The sequence below is a fragment of the Kitasatospora viridis genome (genome assembly GCF_007829815.1).
Classification (GTDB): Bacteria; Actinomycetota; Actinomycetes; order Streptomycetales; family Streptomycetaceae; genus Kitasatospora; species Kitasatospora viridis.
Window position 1 is genome coordinate 299,447 of record NZ_VIWT01000002.1, and the last position, 21,906, is coordinate 321,352.

A 21,906-nucleotide genomic window follows, 5' to 3' on the forward strand; every position below is an offset into this window, starting at 1 on the left:
CCATGGCCGTCGTGGTGTGGGTCGCCGAGGGCACCTGGCCCGCCTGCGTCGAGGCCGCCCGTGCGCACGCCGCGCAGGGCGCCGAGATCGTCCTGCTGCACGTCGCCGGCACCGAGGTGCCCGGGGTCGCGCACGGTGCGTTTGCCGGCCTGCTCGGGCGCGGGCACCCGAAGGGGCCGCAGCCGCCCGGGGGTTGGGGGAGCGATCCGGGCACCCGCCTGGAGGGCCTGGCCGCCGACTCCGCCCGGCAGCTGCTGCAAGCCGCCGCCGAGCTGCTGGGACGGCCCTGCGCGCAGCTGGCGCGGACCGGCCGGGTGGAGCGCGAGGTGGTGGCCGCCGCCGAGGGAGCCGACCTGCTGGTGCTCGCCCGGGACGGCGACCGCACCCACCTCGGGCCGCACAGCCTGGGCCCCGCCGGGCGGTTCGTGGTCGACCACGCGCCGTGCCCCGTCCTGCTGGTCTGGCCAGGAGCGGCACCAGCAGCGGCGCGGGCGTAGCCGGCGGCCGGTCCGTGTGATCATGGTGCCCATGTCGATCGCCGCAACCACGGTGGTGCTGCTCATCGCCGCGCTGCACGTGTACATCCTGGTCCTGGAGATGTTCCTGTGGACCACTCCGAGGGCGCGGGCGTCGTTCGGGACCACGGCCGAGTTCGCCACCGCCACCAAGGCGCTCGCCGCCAATCAGGGCCTGTACAACGGCTTCCTGGCCGCCGGTCTGGTGTGGGGCGCGGTGGCCTCGGACCCGGTCGGCTTCCAGGCGAAGGTGTTCTTCCTGGCGTGCGTGGCGGTGGCCGGCGCGTACGGCGCGGCCACCGCCAGCCGGAAGATCCTCTTCGTGCAGACCGTGCCGGCGCTGATCGGGCTCGCCCTGGTGCTGGCGAGCCACTACTGACGCAGCGTCGGTCTACGGCTCGATGACCAGCTTCCCCCGGGTGTGACCGGTGCGGCTGGCGTCGAAGGCCTCGGCCGTGCGCTCCAGCGGGAAGGTCTGCGCGACCTCGACGGTCAGCGCTCCCCGGTCGACGGCGGCGGCCAGTTCGGCCAGCTTGGCACCGTCCGGGCGGACCCAGACCCAGTGGCCGCCGTGCTGCTCGACGCCCGGGTCGGCGATCGAGACGTGCCGGCCGCCGTCGGCGAGCACGGCCAGCGTGGTCTCCAGCTGGCCGCCGACGAAGTCCGCCACGGCCGTCACACCGTCAGGCGCCAGCGCCCGCACCCGCTCGATGAGGCCGTCCCCGTAGCTCACCGGCTCGCCGCCCAGCTCGCGGACGAACGCGTGGTTGCGCTCCGAGGCCGTGCCGATCACCCGGGCGCCGCGGTCCCAGCCGAGCTGCACCGCCAGGCTGCCCACGCCGCCGGCCGCGCCGTGCACCAGCAGCACGTCACCGGACCCGAGCTGCAGCCGGTCCAGGCTGCGCAGCGCGGTCAGGCCGGCCAGCGGCAGCCCGGCCGCCTGCGCCCAGTCGAGCGCGGCGGGCTTGCGCGCCACCGACGTGGCGGCGACGGCCACGTACTCGGCGAAGGTGCCGCCCTGCACCACGTCCTTGCGGGCGTAGGCCATCACCTCGTCGCCGGGCACGAACTCGGGCGTGTCGGGGCCGGTGCGGGCCACCACCCCGGCCACGTCCCAGCCGGGGACGACCGGGAAGACGGTCTCCATCATGCCGTCCAGGCCGCCGGCCATGACCTTCCAGTCGACCGGGTTGACGGCCGCCGCGCGGACCTGGATCAGCACCTCACCGGGTCCGACCTTGGGCTCGGCCACCTCGCCGTACCGCAGCTGCGAGTTGTCGGGGGCGTACGAGTCGTAGGTCACCGCGCGCATGAACCAACCTCCAGGTCATCGGTGTAGTTGTCTGGCGCACCGTGCGGGCACCACCGGAAACGCTAGGCCGGGCAGGGACGCTCGGTGTACCCGACAGGCCGTCAGGGCACCAGCCGGTTGCCGCCGTCGAGCAGCGCGGCGACGTCCTTGCGCAGCAGCATCCGCACGCACCACCGGAAGTGGCCGTCCGCGCCCGCCGGGTCGTAGGCGTTGCTGGTGATCAGGGCGTAGGCCGCCCGGTGCAGGAGCAGCAGCTCCCGGGGGTAGCCGAAGCGGGCGACGAGGGCGTCGTCGAAGAGCGCCTCGGTCTCGCGGGCCCGGGGGCCGTACATGTCCACGATGCTCGCCGTCACGGCGGCGTCGAAGGCCGGGTCGCCGGGGGTGGTGAGGAAGCCGAAGTCGAGCAGCGCGGTGGGGCGCAGGTCCTCGTCGACCAGGATGTTCGCGGTGACCAGATCGCCGTGGACCAGGCCGTCCCGCCCGGCCGGCCGGGACCGCAGCAGCTGGCGGAGCCGCGCGACCCGGCGGTCCAGCCCGGGGACCTGACGGGCCAGCAGGTGGCCGAACCGGTCGAGCCGGCGGTCGATGAGGGCGATCAGTGCCTCGGCCCAGCCGGTCCGGCCGTCGCGCAGCGGCGCGGTCTCGTCGAGCACCGGCAGCAGGCCGAGCCGTTCGGGCGTGGGCACGGCGGCGAGCAGCGCGAGCACGTCGAGCACCCGGTCGACCACCTCGGGGCCGGGCAGCTCGCCGTCCCGGCCCAGGGCGGTGGCGAGCGGACGTCCGGACAGCTCGTCCTCGACGGTGCACAGCCCGAGGCCGGTGGCGTGCACCGCGTGGATCCGCGGGGTGCGGAAGCCGAGCCCCTGCCCGGCCAGTTCGGCGCAGAACTCCTGGAGGCGGGCCAGCTCCGCGGCCGAGCGGTGCGCCCACACCTTGGCGACCAGGCCGCCGCCGAGCCGGTAGACGGCGCCCTCCATGCCGGCGGCCAGCGGCTCGGCGCCGGGGTGGCCGAGCCGGGCGAACTCGGCGAGCCACTTCTCGTCATGGTGTTGCACGGTTGCGCTCCGGGTGTTCGGTGTCAGACGGGCAGGACGGAGGTGGGCTCGGTGACTGCAAGGGGCGCGCCGGCGGGGGTCAGCGTCCCGGAGAGCGGGTCGCGGTGGAAGGCCGTGAGGGTGTCGGAGCCCTGGTTGGCGCAGAACAGCAGCCGCCCGTCGGGGGTGAGGGCGATGTCGCGGGGCCAGCTGCCGCCGCAGGGGACGGTGGTGAGCAGCTCGACCGACGCGCCGTCATCGTGCACGGCGTGCACGGCGATCGTGTCGTCGCCGCGGTTGGTGGTGTAGAGGAAGCGGCCGTCCGTGGACACCCGGACGGCGGCCGCGGAGTTGGCGTTCGGGGCGCTCGGGTCCTGGCGGGTCGTCAGCTCGCCGACGGGTTCAAGGTGGCCGGAGCGCGCGTCCCAGGTGCAGACGGTGAGGGTGGCGGAGAGCTCGTTGAGAACGTGGACGTGCCGGCCCGACGGGTGGAAGACGAGGTGCCGGGGGCCGCTGCCCGGCGGCAGCTGGGCCACCCGGTGCTCGCTGAGCCGGCCGGCGGCCGGGTCGAAGGCGAAGACGTGGACCCGGTCGGTGCCGAGGTCGGTGCAGAGCAGGAACCGGCCGTCCGGGGAGGGGGCGGCCATGTGCGCGTGCGGGGACTGATGCCGCTCGGCGGGAAGGCGGATGGTCTGCGACGGCCCGGCGGGGGAGACCAGGCCGTCGGCGTCGGTGGGGATGACCGAGAGGACGCCGTCGCCGTAGTGGGCCGCGAAGACGTGCGAACCGCCGGGGTGGACGGCGAGGTGGCACGGGCCCGCGCCGCCGCTGACGGCCGTGGCCGGCGGGCCCTGGAACCCGGTGCCGGAGTCGATCCGCAGGGAGAGGACCTGCCCGGCCTGCTCTTCCAGGACGGCGTGCAGCACCGCGCGCCTCGGATCGGCGGCCGCGTAGGACGGGCGGTCCACCGGCAGGGTGCTGAGGAGGGTCATGGCGCCGTCGCGGTCGTAGCGGACGGTGGACAGGCCGGCGCCGAGGGCGTGGGCGGGGGCGGCACTGCCGATGATCAGCGAGCCACCGGTCGTGGCGGTCGGGGGGCGGTTCAAGTGGAGCCCTGCTCTCGTTCGTCGATTGCGTTCGCCGGGGTCCGGCGCTGCGAACGGGCCTGCCGGATGACGATCCGGCAGGCCCGCGGGTCGACCCGTCCGGGTCAGCTGCTGAACACCTCCATCGCGTAGAGCGAGTAGCTCCACTGGGTGGCGCGCGCGGTGCCGTACATCCGCACGTACCGCCCGGAGCCGGACAGGCCGCTGATGTTCTCCACCCCGCCGTTGCCGCTGGTGGTGGAGTAGAGGGTGGTCCAGGTGCTCGCGTCGTCGGAGACCTGGAGCTGGTAGGCCGTCGCGTGGGAGTACTCCCAGTTGAGGACCACGCGGCCGATGGTCTGGGTGGAGCCGAGGTCGACCTGGAGCCACTGCGGGTCGGAGAACTGGCTGGACCAGCGGGTGGTCGGATTGCCGTCGAAGGCGTTGGCCGCGACCAGTGAGCTGTTCTCGTTGGAGGAGGAGCTGGCGGGCCGGCCGAGTGCGAGGTCGCCGCCGGCCAGCGACGGGTCCAGGAACGCGCGGTCGTAGACCTCGAACGAGCGGATGGAGGCCCAGACGGCGTTGCTCAGCCCGCCGGTGACGGTCACTCGGAGGTAGCGGGCCTGGGCGGTGAAGGTCAGGGCCTGCACCTGGGCGGCGGTGGTGTTGCCGGTCTGGTCGGTCAGGGGCGACCAGGTGGATCCGTCGGAGGATCCGTCGATCCGGAACTGGTAGGCGTTGTCCGGCTGTTCCCAGGCGAGCCGGACCCCGGTGAGCGAGCGCACCGAGCCGAGGTCGACCTGGAGCCAGTGGCGGGTGTTTCCGTCGGTGGCGCACCAGCGGGTGGAGGTGTCCCCGTCCACCGCGTTGGCGGCCCCGTTCCCCTGTCCGGTCTGGGCGCTGTCGGCGGTGACCGTGGCGCCGCGGGCGATGTCCGCCGGGACCACCGAGCGGTCGAAGACGATCGCGATGATCGTGTCGTCGGGGTAGCGGGTGCGGTCGATGCCGGTGACGGTGACGCTGTTCCCGCCGCTCGTGGCGAAGGAGAGCGAGTTCTTCGACACCACGTCGTACACCGCGGTGACCTTCGCGTCGCCCAGCGAGGGGGTGGTGAAGCTGCTGCCGCCGCTGTAGCCGGCCAGCAGGTGCGCGTAGACGGTCTGGTTGGCGAAGGTGAAGCCGTACTGGCCCTCCACCGGGTTCCACGGGCCGCCGCGGGTGCTGTAGAGCGCCTCGTGGTTGGCGCTCATGAACCCGCCGACCTGGCGCAGCACCGCCGCCTGCTTGCTCGGGACCGTGCCCGTCGCGTCCGGGCCGACGTTGACGATCACGCACATGTCGCGGACGAAGGCGTTGACGAAGACGGCCATGGCCGAGGAGAAGGACATCGCGACGTCGCCGTCGTAGCCCCAGGTCGTGCCGGAGATGCTGAACGCCTTCTGGACCAGGCGGCCGTACCGGATCGGGCCGGTCGAGACGTAGCCGCCCTCCTCCTCGTCGTAGTCGCCCTTCCACCCGGACCGCGAGTTGGAGACCGCGTTCGGCTGGTGCCGGCGCACCAGGCCGGTGAGCCCGAGCGGCTTGCCGGTGCCGGGCTCGGTCTCGCCGTACGCGGCGTCGACCAGCCAGCCGTTGCCGGGGTCGCGGTACTGGCCGGGCTCCCAGAAGAAGGACCCGGCCGCGTCGGTGCCCTGCTGCGCCAGCCAGCCGCCGTCCCACCAGAAGTCGTCGATCGCGCCGTAGTCGGTGACCAGCTCCTTGACGGACTGGTAGACCTCGTTCTTCATGGTGCGGGCGTTCTCGTGGTAGTCGAAGCCGGCCGGGTTGGTGCCCTCGTAGTTCCACGGGTACGGGCTGTTCGGCAGCACGCAGTCGGAGGTGAGGGCGGGGTTCGGCGGCGTCGCGCCGGAGACGTCGTAGTAGCCGGGGTAGCGCCAGTCGATGGGGGAGTAGTAGAGCCCGACCCGCAGGCCGGCCGCGCGCACGGCGTCCACGTAGCCCTTGACGAAGTCCGTGCCGGCGGGGAACGGGGTGTCGCCACTGGTCCAGGCGTTGGGGTGGCCGCTGGGCCACAGGGCGAAGCCCTCGTGGTGACGGGTGGTCAGCACCACCTGGGCGGCGCCGAGATCGCTCGCCAGCTGGGCCCAGGCGGTGGGGTCGTAGGACTGGGACTGACTGGCGAAGGAGGCGGCGTAGTTCGCCCGGTAGGTGGTCGGCTGGGTCTTCGAGCTGAACATGTACCACTCGCCCTGGGCCGGCGCCGAGTAGACGCCCCAGTGGATGAACATGGCGAGCTTGTTGTCGCGCATCCACTGGATCTTGCTGTCGGGCTGCTGCCAGGCCCCTTGGTCCAGCTGCGGGACGCGCAGCGGGACCAGGGGCAGCGGGTCGCCCTCGACCACTGGGGCCTCGGCCAATGCGGGTGTGGCTGCGGTTGCGGCTACTGCGCCGCCGGGGCCGATGGCGGCGGCGACGGTCGCAACTGCCAGACCGGTGAGCACACTTCGGCGGCTGATGGATCGTGACATGGATGCTCCGATCGCTCCTGGAACGCTCACGGCGGGACGGGCTCCGTGGGCCAGGTACATGTATCGCGGCCGTTACGGCACCATGTCAAGACGTTCGACGGCGATATATCGGATGTCTCGCGACCTCTGAGATCGTCGAACTCGGGTCGACGGAGTCGATTCGACTGTCCTTCGACAGCGCGCCTTCCGAGTTCGATCGGAAGAAAAAGGCTTGCTGAGCACGTGATCTGACGCTCAGTCAGCAACTGTGGGCGGCCACTGCGGCCCTTCCGTCCGTCCGGGCCGCGCGAGGTCGGCTGCTCGGCAGAGTGCGGATACATCGGATCGATATCGGTACCTGGCTCGGCGTCACCCACTCGTGCTGCGCGCCGGCACCGGGGATCCGGTGCCGGCGCGCAGTGTCGTCCCCCGCCGGTCGTACTCCTGCTGGTGGGCCCGGATCGCGTCCGTGTTGGCGAGGCTCCAGGCGTGCAGCAGGTTGTACGGCTCCAGCAGGGATTCGCCGAGCGGGGTGAGCGAGTACTCGACCCCGACGGGCGAGGTCGGCAGGACCCGGCGCACGATCATGCCGTTGCGTTCCAGCCGGCGCAGGGTCTGGGTCAGGACCCGCTGGGTCACGCAGTCGATGCGGCGCTTGATCTCGTTGAACCGCCGGGGCTCTTCGAGGACCCCCATGACCGTCATCGACCACTTGTCGGTGAGCTGGTCGATGATCGGCCGGCAGGCGTCCTCGGAGCGGGTGGCGTCGTCTGAGCGGTAAGGGTCAGGTTCGGTCGTCATGGTTCCCCAACGTTCACGGGGCAGAGCAACACCCTTGTGCAGAAGCGTGAGTACCCCGGGATGCGCGTGATGTGCGTGCTGCGCATGATGCACGAATTGCACGTGTCGCACGTGATGTGACCATGATGTTCGCGCTAACAACGACCTGTCAATCCCGCTCAGTCGGTCATGCCGCGGCCGGCAGCTGGTCGGGCAGGGCGAACAGCAGGTCGTACAGCGGACGGCCGGTGCCGTGCCAGATGGACAGTGCGTAGACGCTGATCGGGAAGTCGACCCAGCGCTGCGGTGCCCACACCGTGCCGCGCACGACGTTGCCCTGGTGGCTCGTGTCGAGGCCGGACGGCACGTCGCCGGACTCGACCAGCAGGTCCCAGCCCTGCCGCGGGACGGCGAACTGCGCCTCGACCAGCTCACCGCGCAGGCTCGCGCGCAGGATCGTCGTCGACGCGAGGTCCAGGGTCAGCGCGCTGTCGACCAGGACCCGGTCGATCTCGAAGCCGGAGCCGGCCAGCCAGCCGCACAGGTGGTCCACCGCGGCGTTGAGCAGCTCCGCGGTGGCGCTCTCGGTGCGGACGGCGCGGCACAGCAGAGCCTGGTAGTGCACCTCCTCGGGCACCACCACGTGGTTGCCGATGACGGTGCGCAGCAGCGACATGTCCAGGGTGGACGGCTCCCGGTAGACGGCGCAGACGTCGCGGGCGACGGCCCGGATGAACGGGTCGGCGCACTCGTCCAGCAGGAACGTCCACAGCTGCTGGCACAGTTCGACCATCCGCACGCCGGTGGTCGAGTGCAGCACGCGCAGCGCGCAGCGCAGCAGGATCTTCTGGAACAGCGTCATCGACACCCGGAACTCCATGCCGCGCACCCACTCGTCCGCCGTCATCGCGGAGTGCCCGATGACGACGTCGGCGACGAGGTCGGGGTTGGTGATGTCGGCGGGCATCAGGCGGGTGCGCAGTTCGTGCTCGTCCTTGAAGGCCTCGCGCGAGTAATCGGTGTTGTTCAGCAGCAGCAGCGGATAGATCACCGGGGAGCCGCCCGCGCTCAACACCTCCTCGATCCCGTTGAGGTAGGTGGCGAAGGTTTCGCCGGGCAGGCCCCAGATCAGGTCGGTGTAAGTGGGCACGTCGAGTTCGCGGAAGCGGGACAGCAGCCGGCGGTAGTGGTTGGTGCGGATGTTGGCGCGGTTGGCGATCTTCAGCACGTCCGTGTCGAAGGACTGCGCGGACAGCGTGATCGCGCCGGTCAGCTCGGCGGCGTGCAGCATGCTGGCGATCTCGACGATGCGGTCGTTGCCGTTCTTCGCCCAGTTGGTGCTGACGACCAGCCGCTTGTTGTACCGCTTGCTGAGCTCCACGATGTGCTCGGCGATCTGCCGGTCGCGGCCCAGGATGCCGAAGTTGGCGTCCGCGATGAACAGCGTCGCGTCCGTGGGCATCAGCCGGATCAGCCGGTCCAGCTCGGCGAAGATCCGCTCCAGGTCGAACTGGCGGACCTTGGAGTTGGTGGCGCCGCCCCAGTAGCAGAACGCGCAGCCGTACGGGCAGCCCCGGTTGGTCTCGTAGACGATCATGGACGAGCCGGTGATCTCCTCGTCGGAGTACACCGGGGAGAGGATCGGCGAGACGATCTGTTCGAGGTCGGTGATCCGGTCCGCGTCCGTGTTGGTGACGACCTCGCCGTTGCGCCAGAAGCTGATGCCGGGGATCTCGGCGAGGGCCCCGGCGGTCGGGTCCGCGTCGTTCAGATAGGCGTGCAGCAGGTCGCGGAAGCGCAGTTCGCCCTCGCCGTGCACCAGCACGTCCACCCAGGGCGCCTCGGAGAACACCGCGTCCTGCTGGTAGCTCACGTCGTTGCCGCCGACCAGGACGTGGCAGTTTGGCCAACGCTCCTTCACCTGGCGGGCCAGCTCAAGGGACTGGGCGCGGTTCCAGAAGAACACCGTCAGCGCGACCGCGAACGGCTCGTCCCAGGTGTCGAGCAGCTCCTTCGTCGCCTGCTCCCCGCCGCTCTGCTCCCGCACGGTGATCCGGAAGTCGCAGGCCGCGTCGAGGGCGGGGTCGGCGAGCGCGCTCGCCTTGAGGTACCCGAGGGTGATGCTGTACCGGACCCCCTGCATCGCGGTGAACTCGACGAGTTGGACGGTTCTGCGCTTCGCGGGCGTCGGCGTCGCTCGCCCGCCGGCGTCGGCGACCGGGTCGAGGCTGGAGGTCATGGCTACACATCCGTTCTGGGTGCCACTGTTCCGTATTCCTGCGCCGTTCACCCGGGCGCAATCGATCGGCAATGCATGGATGGCCGATGGAACCAACGCTTCCATTGCCCGGCGGCAGCGTCAATAACGCACTCTCCGCACCTTAAGTATCTCCGAGGATACCGGGCTGATTTGAGCTTTATTTGAGTTCGGCAGCCATTGCCGGGCGACATTGACGACCCCGGTGGCCCGATGTAGCGTCAGCGGCGAAACAGCCGGTGACGTGCCGAGAGGCCCCGGTCTGCTCGGGTGACGAACCCCGGGATTCATCCGGTGGATATCCGGTTGTTACAGGGAGTGTGGTATCGGTGCGCTTCGGGCTTTCTTTTCTCCCCGACTGCACGCCGGAGACGAAATCTCCGGAGACCTATTTCAGTGACGCGCTGGAATTGTCGGTGCAGGCCGAACTGGGCGGTTTGGATTCGGTCAAGATGACCGAGCACTATCTCCACCACTACGGTGGCTACTGCCCCAGCCCGTTGGGTTTCCTCTCCGCGGTGGCCGCCCGGACGAACTCGGTCAGGCTGATCACCGGGTGCGTCCTGCCGGTCTTCCACCATCCGATCCAGCTGGCCGCGGAAGCCGCCCAGGTGGACGCGATCAGCGGCGGCCGGCTCGATGTGGGATTCGCCCGGGCGTACCTGCCGGACGAGTTCGATGCGCTGGGCGTGCCGATGGACGAGAGCGTCGACCGGTACCGCGAGACCATCCGCGCGGTGCGGCGGATCTGGACCGAGGAGAACATCAGCGAGGACACGCCGTTCTTCTCCTACCGCAACGTGACCGGGCGCCCGCGCCCCACCCAGCAGCCGCACCCGCCGATGTGGGGCGCCGCGGTGCGCACCCCGGAGAGCTTCGACTGGCTGGGCACGGAGGGGCTGGGGCTGCTGATCACCCCGATGATCTCGCCGCACGAGTTCCGCGACCAGCTGAACATCTACCGCGACGCCTTCCAGGCGGCGCACGGGAGTTCGGGACTGCGGCCCCGGGTCGCGGCCAGCCTGCCGCTGGTGGTCGCCGAGACCGACGAGCGCGCGCAGGAGATCGCCGAGACCTACCTGCGCCGCTACCTGGACGTCTGGGCGGAAGCCGTCAGCCCCTGGGACAGGCGGGAGTCCTCGGCCTACCGCGGCTACTCCGGCTTCGGCTGGATGCTGCGCGGCCTGCAGCCCGCCAAGCTCTACACCGAAGGCGGCGCGATCGTCGGCTCGCCGGCCACGGTCATCGACCGGATCCGCGCCTTCAACGACCACATCGGCGGCGTCGACCAGATCCTTTGGCAGATCGATTTCGGCGCGATGCCGCTCCCCGAAGCTCGGCAGACCCTGGAGCTCTTCTGCGACCAGGTCCTGCCGGAGGTGAAAGCACTCTGACCCGTCGGCGCCGGCCTTCGTGCGGCCGGCACCGGCGTGGTGACGGAAGGAGGTGAAAGACATGGAGGGTTTCGACGACCTGGTGCTGGATGACAGCACCTTCGAGCTGGTGGACCTGGGCGTGGTGGTTCCCGCGTCGGTGACGGCTGGTTACGGCCTGACCGAGCTCGCCGCTTCGAGCGGTGGCAGCAGCTGCTGCTGCTGCACCCCGTGCTGCTCCTGCACCTGATCGGGTGCGGGGCGGGCGGCTGAACGATCCGAGTGCACTGGGGAGGTGAAAGACATGGAGGGTTTCGACGACCTGGTGCTGGATGACAGCACCTTCGAGCTGGTGGACCTGGGCGTGGTGGTTCCCGCGTCGGTGACGGCCGGTTACGGCCTGACCGAGCTCGCCGCTTCGAGCGGCGGTAGCAGCTGCTGCTGCTGCACCCCGTGCTGCTCCTGCACCTGATCGGGTGCGGGACTGCTCACTGATCGATCCGGTGAACGAAGGAGGTGAAAGACATGGAGGGTTTCAACGACGACCTGGTGCTGGATGACAGCGCCTTCGAGTTGGTGGACCTGGGCGCGGTCGTTCCCGCGTCGGTGACGGCCGGTTACGGCCTCACGGAGTTGTCCGCTTCCAAGGGGACCAGCAGCTGCTGCTGCTGCACCCCGTGCTGTTCCTGCACCTGATCCGGTGCTGATCTCCGGGCACATGTGCTCTAGCCGGTGCGTGCGCGCGTAAGAGGATCGAGTGGCTCTCGGTCCTCCTGCTGACCAGTCATCAATGCACTCTCGTAGAAGCGGTGGTCATGGAAGTGAACGTCGATCAGGTACGGCCTCGACTGCGCGGGGACGTCTACGTCATGCGCGTGCCGGAGGGCGCCTACATCCGTAGCAATCTGGGCGGCTCGATACTCAAGGGCGCGTCGACGTACGAGTGGATCCAGCGGATCGCACCGCTGCTGGACGGCACCAAGACCCTCGGCGAACTCTGCGCCTCGGTACCGGAGTCCAGCCGCGCCGCGCTCGCCAAGCTCGTTCTGGTCCTGCTCGGCAAGGGCTACGTCAAGAACGCGCTGGAGGACCGTCCGCACACCCTGACCGCCGAGCTCACCAAGGCCTACGCGGCCAACATCGCCTTCATCGAGTACTTCACCGACTCGCCCGAACTCCGCTTCGAGGGCTACCGCGACAGCCGCGTCGTGCTGGCCGGGTCCGGCCCGCTACTGCAGGCGCTGACCAACTCCCAGCTGCGCGCCGGTGTGCGCACCTGCGTGCTCGCCCCGTTCGCCGAGTCGCCGTTCGACCGCGACCGCGTCGCCGAGCACCTCGCCGCGGCCCAGGAGCAGGACCCTCAGCAGCGGATCGGCTACCTGGACGCCAACGCCGAGCGGCTCGACCTGGTGGCCGCGGACGCCGACATGGTGCTGCACGTCACCGACCGGCCGATGGTCGAGCGCGCCCGGCTGCTGCCCGCCGCGGCCGTCGCCGCGGGTGCCGCGTTCGCGCAGGCGGTCGTGGCCGGCGACGAGGCGTGGATCGGCCCGGTGATCGGGAAGAACGACGATCCCACCGCGTGGGAGTCCGCGTGGCGCCGGTTGTGCGCGCTCACATTCGACCTGGCCGGCGCGGACCTGGCCGACCACCCGGAGGCGGCGCCCAGCGAGTTCCTGCGCGGCCCCACCGTGGCCCTGGTCGCCAACCAGCTGTGCTTCGCGGCCTTCCGCCACCTCGTCGGCATCGACCAGGGCGCCGGCGCCGACCGCCTGGTCCGGTTCGACCTGGAGACGCTGGAGACCGCGACCCACGCCTTCCAGCCGCACCCGCTCGCACTGCCCGCCGTTCCCGACGACCCGGCCCGGCTCGCCGCCCTCGCGGCCGCCGCGCCCGTCGACGACGAGGAACTGGCCCGGCGCGCCGTGGACTGCGTCGACCCGCGGACCGGCCTGTTCGCCGAGGTCACCGAGCGCGACTACGAGCAGCTGCCGCTGTTCGTCAGCGAGGTCCTGGTCTCCGACCCGGTCGGCCTGGCCGGCGGTCCGTTCCCGGTGCACGGCTGCGGCGACAGCGTGATCGAGTCGCGCCAGCGCGCGGTGCGGCACGCCTTCGAACGCTACGCGGCCGTCATGGTCGACTCCCGCAAGGGCGACCGGCTGACCGGCCTGGACGTGCGCACCGGCGAGCCGGTCGCCGTCGACGCCGCGCAGGTCTTCCCCGCGCGCACCGCGGCCTCCGGCAGCGACTGGCCCGAAGCCGTGCGCGCCGCCGTCGTCGCGGCGGCCACCGAGGGCGTGGCCGCGGCGCTTTCGACCGCGACCGACCCGCTGCCCCGGCTCGACCTGGACGGCGCCGAGCTGACCGAGCGCGCCGCGCGCTACCGCAAGCTGCTGGAGATCGTCGAGGAGTCGTTCGAGGTCCACGACCTGTCCGCGCTGCTCGGGCTGCCCACCTTCGCCTTCACCACCCCGCAGGGCACCGTCGCCTACACGAGCGACCTCGAAGTCTGCGTCGCGCTGGAGCAGGGGCTGGAGCAGACCCTGCTCGCCTACCAGTCCCGATCGGCCGACCAGCCCGGCTACGCGCCGGCGCCCGTGCCCGAGCTGCCCGAGCACCTGCGCGGGGAGACGGCGGCGCGGCCGGTCTCGGTCACCCTGGACGAGGTCGTGGCGCGGCTGGCGGGCGACGGCGGCCGAGTGGTCGCGGTGCCGCTCGACCACGACCCCGCCCTCGCGCGGCTGTGCCCCTTCGTGGTCCGCGCCGTGGTCGTCCATGGCTGAGCAGCCACACCTGCTCCTCGAACCACGACAGGTGGTGGTCGGGCCGTGGGAGCCGGGCTGCCCGGAGTGCCTGCGCACCCGGCGCACCGCCGCCGCATCCGCCGAGAGCGCCGCCGAGCTGGCCGTCGAGGTGCCGGAGCGGGAGCTGCCGAGCTTCCTGGCCGACACCGTCGCCGAGTTGGCCTCGGCCCGGGCCGAGGCGCAGCGGTTCTGGATCGTCGACCTGGCCACGCTCGCGCTCTCCCGGCACGGATTCCTCACCGACCCGCGCTGCCCGAGGTGTTCGCGGATGCCGGCCGACACCGAGCAGGGCGCGAAGGCCACCCGGGAGGCGCGGCCCAAGCTCTCGCCCGAGTCGACCCGGGTGCGCCTGCTGGACCGGGACGCGCTGGCGGCGACCTACGTCGACGAGCAGAGCGGCCTGATCCCCTCGGTCACCTCCTACGTGCACCACTCCTTCCCGTTCACCGAGGCCGTCATGGCCGTGCCCGGGGTCGTCACGGAGGCCGCCGGCTACGGCCGCACCAGGGACTTCTCGTCCGCCTGGTCGATCTCGGTGGTGGAATCGCTGGAGCGGCTCTCCGGCTACGCGCCGGGCAAGCGCACCGGCGTCACGGCGGCCTACGCCGAGGTGGCCGACGCGGCGGTCGACCCCCGCTCGCTCGGCCTCTACCCCGCCGACCGGTACCGCACCCCGGGCTTCCGGTACCGGGAGTTCACCGAGGACGCGGTCACCAACTGGGTCTGGGGCCACTCCTTCGGCCTCGACCGGCCGGTGCTGGTGCCCGAGAGCTTCGTCTACTACCGGCTGTCGATGTCCGGTGGCGAGCCCGGCTTCGCCCAGGAGATCTCCAGCGGCAACGCGCTCGGCGGGTGCTACGAGGAGGCGGTGCTGCACGGCATCCTCGAAGTCGCCGAGCGCGACGCCTTCCTGATGGCCTGGTACCAGCGGACCGCGCTGCCCGAGATCGACCTGGCCACCGTGCCCGACCGCCGGATCCGGCTGGTGGCCGAGCGCATCGAGCGCCAGGGCTACCGGGTGCACGTCTTCGACAGCACGCGGGAACACGGCATCCCGTCGTTCTGGACCCTCGCCGAGGACGTCACCGGCACCGAGCGGCCCAGAGCCGTTTCGACCGGTGGCAGCGGGCTGCGCCCCGCCGAGGCGATCCTGGCCGCGCTGCACGAACTGAGCCAGACCGTCGAGTACGTGGCCATCCTGGCGCTCGACCCGAACTGGCAGCGCCGTGCCCGGCACCTGGCCGACCACCCGGACGACGTCCACACGATGGCCGACCACCTGCTCTGCGCGGCCGACCCGGCCAGCTTCGACCGGTACTCCTTCCTGCTCGACGACCCGGTGACGTGGACCTGGGAGCAGCGACTGGACCACTGGCACTGGCCGCGCAACACCGACATCGGCGCGGACCTCGACGAGGCCGTGCGGCGCTTCGCCGCGGCCGGCCTGGACGTCGTCGCCGTCGACACCACCTCCACAGAACAGACAGCGGGAGGCTTCAGATGCGTCAAGGTGCTGGCACCGGGATCGGTGCCGATGACCTTCGGACACGCGGCCCGGCGGGTGACCGGACTGCCCAGACTGTCCGAGGTGCGCAACCCGCACCCGCATCCCTTCCCGTGAACAGGGGCGAGGGAAGCGTCGGCCGGGAGTTCCTGCGGGTCAGCCTGGAGGACCTCGCCGAGGCGATGGAGGCCCGGCAGTCGGAGTACGCCAACCCCGACGAGCCGCTGAAGTTCAAGATCTACCGGGGCCGGCCCCGCCGCCCGCTGACCACCAGGGTCCCGCGCGCGCTGCGCGAGGTCGAGGCCTTCGACGGGACGGCGCTGTCGACGCTGCTGCGCTACGGCTACGGCCTCTCCCGGCAGGAGTTCGACACCAACGGGACCTGGCCCTACCACCGCATGGTCGCCTCCGCCCGCTGCCTGTTCGGCGTCCAGCTGTACGTGGTGCTGCCCGAGGGCGTCCACCACTACGACGCCCCGCACCACGAGTTGGTGCTGCTGCGTGACGGGGACCACCGGCAGCTGCTGGCCGGGGCGACCGGCACCGCGGGCGCGTCTGCGGAGGCCGTGTTCGTGCTGTCCGGGCTGTTCTCCAAGACCGCGTACATCTACCGCGACTACGCCTACCGCCTGTGCACCCAGGAGGCCGGGCTGCTCACCGGGAACCTCGACCTGGTCGCGCGGTCCATGGGCCTGCGGGCGCACGTGCACCACCAGTTCCTCGACGAGCCGGTCGACAAGCTGCTCGGACTCGACCGCGACGAGGAGCCGGCCCTGGTGGTGCTGGCGCTGCACCTCGCTGATGCCGACCTGCAGCGTGACCCGGTTCCGCGGACGGCCGCGGCGCTGGCCGCGACCATCGACCCGATCAGTCCGACCGTGGTCCCCAGCGGGCTGAAGGTCGCTCAGGCCTGCCCGACGCTGACCAAGGTCAACCGCGCGTCCCTGCGCACCGACACCGCGACCTTCGCGGCGGCCGAACCGGTCGCGCCCGCCGTGCCCGACACCGAACCGCTGCCGCTGCCGCCGGTCGAGGCCCCGCAGATCGACCTGGCGCAGGTGCTGCGGGAGCGGGACTCCGGTCCCGGGCTCTTCAAGCCGGTCGCCTCGCAGGTCGACGGGATCGAGCTGTGGGCGCGGCTGGCCCGGATCCGCACCGGCGTCACCAGCGACTCCGTCCCGGCCGGCGCGCCCGTCCCGCTGGAGATCTACCTGACCGTGGGCGACCTCACCGGGATTCCGGCGGGCTGCTACCGGCTCGACCAGCACACCGGCGCGCTGCACCCGGTCCTGCGCGCCGACGCCGACACCGACGCCGACACCGACGCTGTGACGGCGATCGAGCGGGTCACCATCCCCGGACCGGTGTTCCGCGACATGAACGCCATCGTCCACCTCGTCGGCGACCGCGACTGGGCCTTCGACACCTTCGGCGACCGCGGCTACCGGGTGCTCAACCAGGAGGCCGGGCTGCTCGCGCACCGCGTGTGCGTCGCCGCCGCGGCCCAGGGCATGTCCGGACGGATCGTCAACGCCTACCACGCCGAAGGGGTCCGGGCGGCCCTCGGGCTCGCCGACCCCCGGCACGCCCCGCTCTTCCAGATCCTGCTGGCCAGAACCGGCCCGGGCGGTCGCGTGATCGTTCCCGTCGAGCCCGAGGGGGTGGAGTGATGGACCGGCAGCTGGAGGTCGACCCCGACCCGGAGCGCTACCTGCCCGGCCCCGCCGCCGTGGTCCGCCTCGCCGGCAGCCCGGTCGCCGCGCTGGACGGACTGCGGTGCGCGCGCAGCTGGCGCACGGCCACCGAACTGGTGCCGCTGCGCGCCGAGATCGCCACCGTGGCCGGCGAGCTGTCGGGCCTGCTGCACGCGGCGATCGGCGCCGCGGGCGAGGGCCGGATCAAGGCCGGCCTGGTCGCGGTGCGCAGGGCCGTGCACCGCGGCCGCCACATCGACCCGGCACGGCTGGTCGACGTCCCCGCCGAGTTGGCCGCCCCGCTGCGGGAGTGGACCGAGCGGCTCACCGAACGCGACCGCCTGCTCGCGGCCCTGCCGGAGCAGCTCGAACAGGACTGGGCCGAGAGCTACGACGCGCTGCTCGCCGCGACCCGCCTGCCCGCCTTCCAACTCGGGCTCGTGCACGCCAACCCGGACATGTTCCTGGCCCTGCGGAAGTGGTTCGACACCGGACGCGCACCGCAGCGCCAGACCGTGCTGCGGCTGGCGCAGTACCTGGCCCGGTCCGCCGCGAAGACCAGCCCGTACTCCACCTTCACCAGCAGCGGCCTGGCCGTCTGGGGCGAGGCCGGGGACGTCGTCGAGGCGGCCGTGGGGGAGCGCAGTGCCGCGACCGTGACCGAGGTCAGCGTCGGCTCGCTGCACCGGATCGCGCGCGCCGTGTGCGAGCGCCCGGACCTGGTGGGCGGCTGCCCGATCCGGATCAACCCCAGCGCCACGACCGTCGACGGCGCCCTGCTCTTCCTCGGCCGCCGGCCGGTCGAGCACGTGCACACCCTCGCGCTCACCCCGACCCTGCGCCGGGTGCTCGAACTGACCACCCCGGACAGCACGTTCGACGAGCTGCGGAGCACGCTGCTGGCCGTGGCGACTGACGGGCGCCAGGTCGACCTGTTCCTGCGCCGACTGATGGCGCTGGGCCTGCTGGAACTGGTCCCGCCGCTCGCCGACCAGTCCGCGGACCCGATCGGCGACCTGCGCTCCTGGCTGCACCGGCGCCGCCGGCCCGGCCTGGAACGGCTGGACCGCACCCTGCAAGGCGTGGCCGAGGCCCTGTCGAGCTACCCGACCATCACCGAACCCGGCGACCGGGTCGCCGTCCGCGAGGCCGTGGTCCGCGGACTGGACACCGCGCTGCGCGAGGTCGGCGACCTCGCCCACGCCGAAAACCCCAGGATGGCCCGGGAGTTCGCCCGCTACAGCTTCTACGAGAACGCGGTCCACCCCGGCACGGCCGCCGTGCTGGACCGGGCGGGCTGGCGGCCGCTGCTCGACGACCTCGACGCGGTGCGCACCCTGCTCGGCCTGATCGGGCCCGACCTGCCGTTCAAGCTGACGCTCGGTTCGCTGCTGCGCGACCGGTACCCGGCCGGCGCCGACATCCCGCTGCTGGTCTTCTACCGGGACGTGCTGGCCGCGCAGTCCGCCGGCACCGCGTCGGCCCCGGCGCACAGCCGGTTCGCCGACGCGGACAGCCCCGTCGAGGCCGTGCGCGAGCTGCACCGCCTGCGCACCGCCAGCAAGCGGCTGCTGGGCGAACGGACGCCCGACCGCGACGGCGTGGTCCGGGTCGACGCCGAGGAGGTGCGCCTGCTGGCCAAGGAGTGGCCGGACTGGGTGCGCACCCCGACCTCGCTCGCCGTCTACTGCCAACTCGGCGGCCCCGCGCACAACCCGGAGCTGGTGGTCAACAGCATCGGCTGCGGCTTCGGCCGCGGCCGCAACCGGGTGCGGCAGATCCTGGACGTGCTCGACCTGGACGCCGACGCCCCGGACGAGCCCGGGCTGGCCGCGGACCTCGACGGCATGCTCTTCGCCGAGTTCGAGGCGGTCGCCCGCTCCGCCGTCAACGTCCGGAGGCCGGGCGTCGGACTGGTCGTCGACTACCCCGGCGTCCGCAGCACCCGCGAGGACGAGGACCGGGTGGCGGTCAACGACCTGTACGTGCGCTGCGGCGCGGACGGGCTGCCCGAGCTGGTGTCGCGGCGGCTGGGCAAGCGGATCTGCCCCGTGCACCCGGGCCTCGGCGCCGACCGGCTGCTGCCGGCGGCCGCCCGCTTCATGATCGAGGCGTTCGGCGAGTCCAACACCTGGTTCGGCGCGCACACCGAACTGCGGATGACCGCCGACCCGCGCGCCGACGACGGCGTGCGCCACCTGCCCCGGCTGATGGTGGGCGACGTGGTGCTGCGCCGCGCCATGTGGCTGACCCGCGCCGACCGGCTGCCCCGGCGCTCCGACGCCCCGACCGGCGCGGCCTGGATGCTGCGGATGGCCGGCTGGCTGGCCGAACACGGCATCCCCGAGCACTGCTTCGTCACCGTCCTCGACCCGGCCTCGCTCGGCCAGGCCCAGAACGGCCAGGTGATGAGCAACGACACCAAACCGAACTACGTGGATTTCGCGAGCATGCTGCTGCTGCTCGGGTTGGAACGCCGGCTCGCCGAGCCGAACGCGATCGTGCAGATCACCGAGATGCTGCCGGATCCCGGCCGGATCCGCGGTGAGCACGTCGCCGAGTACATCGTGGAACTGAACGAGCCCGGAGTCACCTATGTCTGAGCAGTCCGAGTGCAGTTGGGTCAGCGCCCACCTCTTCTACCACGGCGACCAGGACGCCGTGATCGCCGGTGTCGTCAAGCCCGCGGTCGAACGGCTGGGCCTGGCCGGGCTGGCCGAAGGCTTCTTCTTCCTGCGCTACTGGGAGGGCGGCCCGCACGTGCGGCTGCGGGTGCGCACCCGGCCCGAGCAGGCGCAGGAGGTCCGCTCGGTCATCGAGGAGACGGCCGCCGAGTTCTACCGCGCCCTGCCGTCGCAGACCGCGCTGACCGAGCAGGAGTACGCCGAGTCCGCGCCCGCCCTGGCCGAGGTGGAGGGCATGGACGAGTACGACACCGTGCTGCACCCGGACAACTCGCTCGCGTTCATCGACTACGTGCCGCAGACCGACGTGTTCGGCACCGGCCGCGCACTGGAGGCCGTCGAGCAGCAGCTCATGGCCTCCAGCGTGCTGGCCGTCGAACTGATCACCCGCGGCCGCACGGCCGGGCAGCGCGCCATGGACGCCTTCGCCATGATGGCCGCCAACCGCACCGTCTTCACCGGCATCCTGCCCGAACTCGCCTACCAGGCACGGTTCATGGTCGAGGGCAGCGGCCCGGGGGCGGAGCTGCTGCAGTCGGCGGAGTTCGAGCGGACCTTCGAGGCGAACAAGGCCCCGCTGCGCAGCAGCCTGGAGGCGGTGTTCGCCTCGACGAGGGGCGTGGCACTGCCGGAGGCGTCCGTGCCGAGCCGTTGGCTGACCACCGTGCGGGACGTCAACGACACCCTGGTCAAGCTGGAGCTGCTGGGCGAGCTGGACTCCTACCCCGACTTCGAGGCGCCGGCCGACGTGCTGCAGCACATCAACCACCTGGTGCCGCAGCTGATCGTGGAACGGTGCATGCACCTGATGTGCAACCGACTGGGCATCAGCCTGGCCCAGGAGTCCCACCTGCGGGCGCTGTTGACCAGGACCGCCTTCGACCTGTGCGCGGTGTGAGCCATGAGCAACGACGCGACGCACTACACGCAGACCGTGCACACCCCCACCGAGGTGCTGAACCAGGAGGCCTACCCGCCCCTGGTGGTCAAGACCTACCCGGGCGCACCGCGGCACCCGCTGCCCTGGCCGCCGGAGCGCTCCGGGCACCGGCTCGGCAAGATGCTCGCCGACCTCGGCGGCATCACCCGGTCGCAGTGGCTGACCCCGCTGGACAAGCTGCCCTTCACCGACAGTTTCGAGGCCATCCCGGACTCCGACCCGCTGCAGTGGCTGGTGACGCGGCGTCCGACGCCGTCGGGGGGCGCCCGGTACAGCGCGGAGTGGTACGTGATCGCCGGCCCCGACTCGGAGGTGCCGACCGGCGTCCACTACTACGACCCGGCCCGGCACGCCCTGGTGATGCTGCGCGCCGGTGACTACCGGCACTGGGTGGCGTCCCGGCCGGCCGCGACCGTCCTCGTGCAGACCAACGTGTTCTGGCGGCTGGCCGCCAAGTACGGCGAGATGTACTACCGCCTGGTCTGCCTGGAGGCCGGGATCCAGGTGGCGCAGGCGCTGGTGGTCGGCGGCGACCAGAACGCCACGGCCCGGCTGTGCTTCCCGGACGTCGACGTCACCGAGCTGCTCGGGCTCGACCCGAAGGAGGAGGGGGTGCACGCGGTCATCGAGCTGGTCCCGCCGGTGCCCGCCACCTACGGCGGCCCCTCGCTGGCGCCTTACCCGCTCGCCGCCGGCGCGCACTCGTCGGTGCTCGCGCAGAGCCGGCCCGGCCCGGAGCCGCTGCCGGCCGCACTGGTGGAACCGCCGGCCGAGCCGGCGGAGGTAGCTGAGGTAGCTGAGCGGATCCGCCTGCCGCACGCGGAGGTCGACCTGCTGGCCGGCACCCGCACCCGGCACGCCGCCATGCGCGGCTTCAACGGCGAGACCATGTCGATGACCACGCTGGCCACCATCCTCACCGGCTACGGCCGGCAGCAGCCCTGGGACCTGCCGGCCAACCCGGTCGAGCTCTACTGCGTCATCGCCGACGTGACCGGCATCCGGCCCGGCGCGTACCGCTACCTCCCCGACGAGCACCAGCTGGAGCTGGTCGCCGAGGGCGACCCCCGGCAGCAGCTGCGTGAGGCCGCGCTGGCCGCGCTGCCCCAGCAGGGCGCCCGCACGGCCAACGTCTGGCTGCTGCCGGTCGGCGACGGCGAAGCCCTCGAAGAGCGGTTCGGCGCCCGCTGGTACCGGGTGCAGCAGGCGGCCGGCGGTGCCGCGCTGCACCGGGCCTGCCTCGCCGCCGCCTCCATCGGCGTGGCGAGCCGGATCCAGAACGACGTGCTCACCCACCGGTTGGACACCTGGTTCGGCCTGGAGGGGCGCAAGCGGAGCCTGCTGGTGGCGCAGTTCGGCACCGAGCACCCGGCCGGGCTGCGCCCCGAGTTCCGGCTGACCTGGTGAACCTGGTGAA

18 protein-coding genes are annotated in these 21,906 nt (G+C 71.9%); 12 read left to right on the forward strand and 6 right to left on the reverse strand.

Going from position 1 to position 21,906, the window contains the following annotated elements; all coding sequences use genetic code 11:
* The first annotated feature begins 2 nt into the window (after positions 1–2).
* Positions 3–497, forward strand: a complete 495-nt coding sequence (locus FHX73_RS28595) for a universal stress protein (protein ID WP_145908778.1) — start codon at positions 3–5, stop codon at positions 495–497.
* 31 nt (positions 498–528) lie between these two features.
* Entirely contained in the window at positions 529–894 is a 366-nt protein-coding gene (locus FHX73_RS28600) for a DUF1304 domain-containing protein (protein WP_145908779.1), read from the forward strand.
* A 12-nt stretch (positions 895–906) separates the two neighbouring features.
* Here FHX73_RS28600 and FHX73_RS28605 read toward each other — a convergent pair whose 3' ends face one another.
* The 6 genes from FHX73_RS28605 to FHX73_RS28630 all read right to left on the reverse strand — a co-directional run bounded on the left by FHX73_RS28605 (position 907) and on the right by FHX73_RS28630 (position 9,472).
* Positions 907–1,827: an NADP-dependent oxidoreductase gene (locus tag FHX73_RS28605; RefSeq protein WP_145908780.1), complete on the reverse strand. Its 921-nt coding sequence runs from the start codon at positions 1,825–1,827 to the stop codon at positions 907–909.
* 101 nt (positions 1,828–1,928) lie between these two features.
* A complete protein-coding gene (locus tag FHX73_RS28610; RefSeq protein ID WP_145908781.1) occupies positions 1,929–2,882 on the reverse strand; it encodes a phosphotransferase family protein in 954 nt (317 codons plus the stop codon).
* Between the two features lie 23 nt (positions 2,883–2,905).
* A complete protein-coding gene (locus FHX73_RS28615) occupies positions 2,906–3,967 on the reverse strand; it encodes a lactonase family protein (protein WP_170305115.1) in 1,062 nt (353 codons plus the stop codon).
* A gap of 104 nt (positions 3,968–4,071) precedes the next feature.
* Positions 4,072–6,363 carry an alpha-L-fucosidase gene (locus FHX73_RS28620; RefSeq protein WP_246213932.1) on the reverse strand — a complete coding sequence of 764 codons (2,292 nt, stop codon included), beginning with the start codon at positions 6,361–6,363 and terminating at the stop codon, positions 4,072–4,074.
* A gap of 459 nt (positions 6,364–6,822) precedes the next feature.
* Positions 6,823–7,254 carry a winged helix-turn-helix transcriptional regulator gene (locus FHX73_RS28625; protein ID WP_145908784.1) on the reverse strand — a complete coding sequence of 144 codons (432 nt, stop codon included), beginning with the start codon at positions 7,252–7,254 and terminating at the stop codon, positions 6,823–6,825.
* 166 nt (positions 7,255–7,420) lie between these two features.
* A complete protein-coding gene (locus tag FHX73_RS28630) occupies positions 7,421–9,472 on the reverse strand; it encodes a radical SAM protein (protein ID WP_170305116.1) in 2,052 nt (683 codons plus the stop codon).
* Between the two features lie 347 nt (positions 9,473–9,819).
* Here FHX73_RS28630 and FHX73_RS28635 point away from each other — a divergent pair, with 347 nt between their 5' ends.
* The 10 genes from FHX73_RS28635 to FHX73_RS28665 all read left to right on the forward strand — a co-directional run bounded on the left by FHX73_RS28635 (position 9,820) and on the right by FHX73_RS28665 (position 21,896).
* On the forward strand, positions 9,820–10,884 hold the full coding sequence (locus FHX73_RS28635; protein ID WP_145908786.1) for an LLM class flavin-dependent oxidoreductase: 1,065 nt from the start codon (positions 9,820–9,822) through the stop codon (positions 10,882–10,884).
* 61 nt (positions 10,885–10,945) lie between these two features.
* Complete coding sequence (locus FHX73_RS44985) at positions 10,946–11,113, forward strand: thiomuracin/GE37468 family thiazolyl RiPP peptide (protein WP_170305117.1); 168 nt, start codon at positions 10,946–10,948, stop codon at positions 11,111–11,113.
* A gap of 54 nt (positions 11,114–11,167) precedes the next feature.
* Positions 11,168–11,335: a thiomuracin/GE37468 family thiazolyl RiPP peptide gene (locus tag FHX73_RS44990; RefSeq protein ID WP_170305117.1), complete on the forward strand. Its 168-nt coding sequence runs from the start codon at positions 11,168–11,170 to the stop codon at positions 11,333–11,335.
* Positions 11,336–11,388: 53 nt separating this feature from the next.
* Complete coding sequence (locus FHX73_RS44995) at positions 11,389–11,559, forward strand: thiomuracin/GE37468 family thiazolyl RiPP peptide (protein ID WP_170305118.1); 171 nt, start codon at positions 11,389–11,391, stop codon at positions 11,557–11,559.
* A gap of 119 nt (positions 11,560–11,678) precedes the next feature.
* Positions 11,679–13,646, forward strand: coding sequence for a hypothetical protein (locus FHX73_RS28640; RefSeq protein ID WP_145908787.1), 1,968 nt, complete (start codon positions 11,679–11,681; stop codon positions 13,644–13,646).
* Positions 13,639–15,288, forward strand: coding sequence for a TOMM precursor leader peptide-binding protein (locus FHX73_RS28645; RefSeq protein WP_145908788.1), 1,650 nt, complete (start codon positions 13,639–13,641; stop codon positions 15,286–15,288). Before FHX73_RS28640 ends, FHX73_RS28645 begins: the two co-directional genes overlap by 8 nt.
* Positions 15,285–16,841 (forward strand): SagB family peptide dehydrogenase, encoded by a 1,557-nt coding sequence (locus FHX73_RS28650; RefSeq protein ID WP_170305119.1) that lies wholly within the window; start codon positions 15,285–15,287, stop codon positions 16,839–16,841. The genes FHX73_RS28645 and FHX73_RS28650 overlap by 4 nt, the downstream gene beginning before the upstream one ends.
* Positions 16,841–19,468 (forward strand): lantibiotic dehydratase, encoded by a 2,628-nt coding sequence (locus FHX73_RS28655; protein ID WP_145908790.1) that lies wholly within the window; start codon positions 16,841–16,843, stop codon positions 19,466–19,468. The genes FHX73_RS28650 and FHX73_RS28655 overlap by 1 nt, the downstream gene beginning before the upstream one ends.
* Positions 19,461–20,447, forward strand: a complete 987-nt coding sequence (locus FHX73_RS28660) for a lantibiotic dehydratase C-terminal domain-containing protein (RefSeq protein WP_145908791.1) — start codon at positions 19,461–19,463, stop codon at positions 20,445–20,447. The genes FHX73_RS28655 and FHX73_RS28660 overlap by 8 nt, the downstream gene beginning before the upstream one ends.
* 3 nt (positions 20,448–20,450) lie before the next feature.
* Entirely contained in the window at positions 20,451–21,896 is a 1,446-nt protein-coding gene (locus FHX73_RS28665) for a nitroreductase family protein (protein ID WP_145908792.1), read from the forward strand.
* Positions 21,897–21,906: the final 10 nt, after the last annotated feature.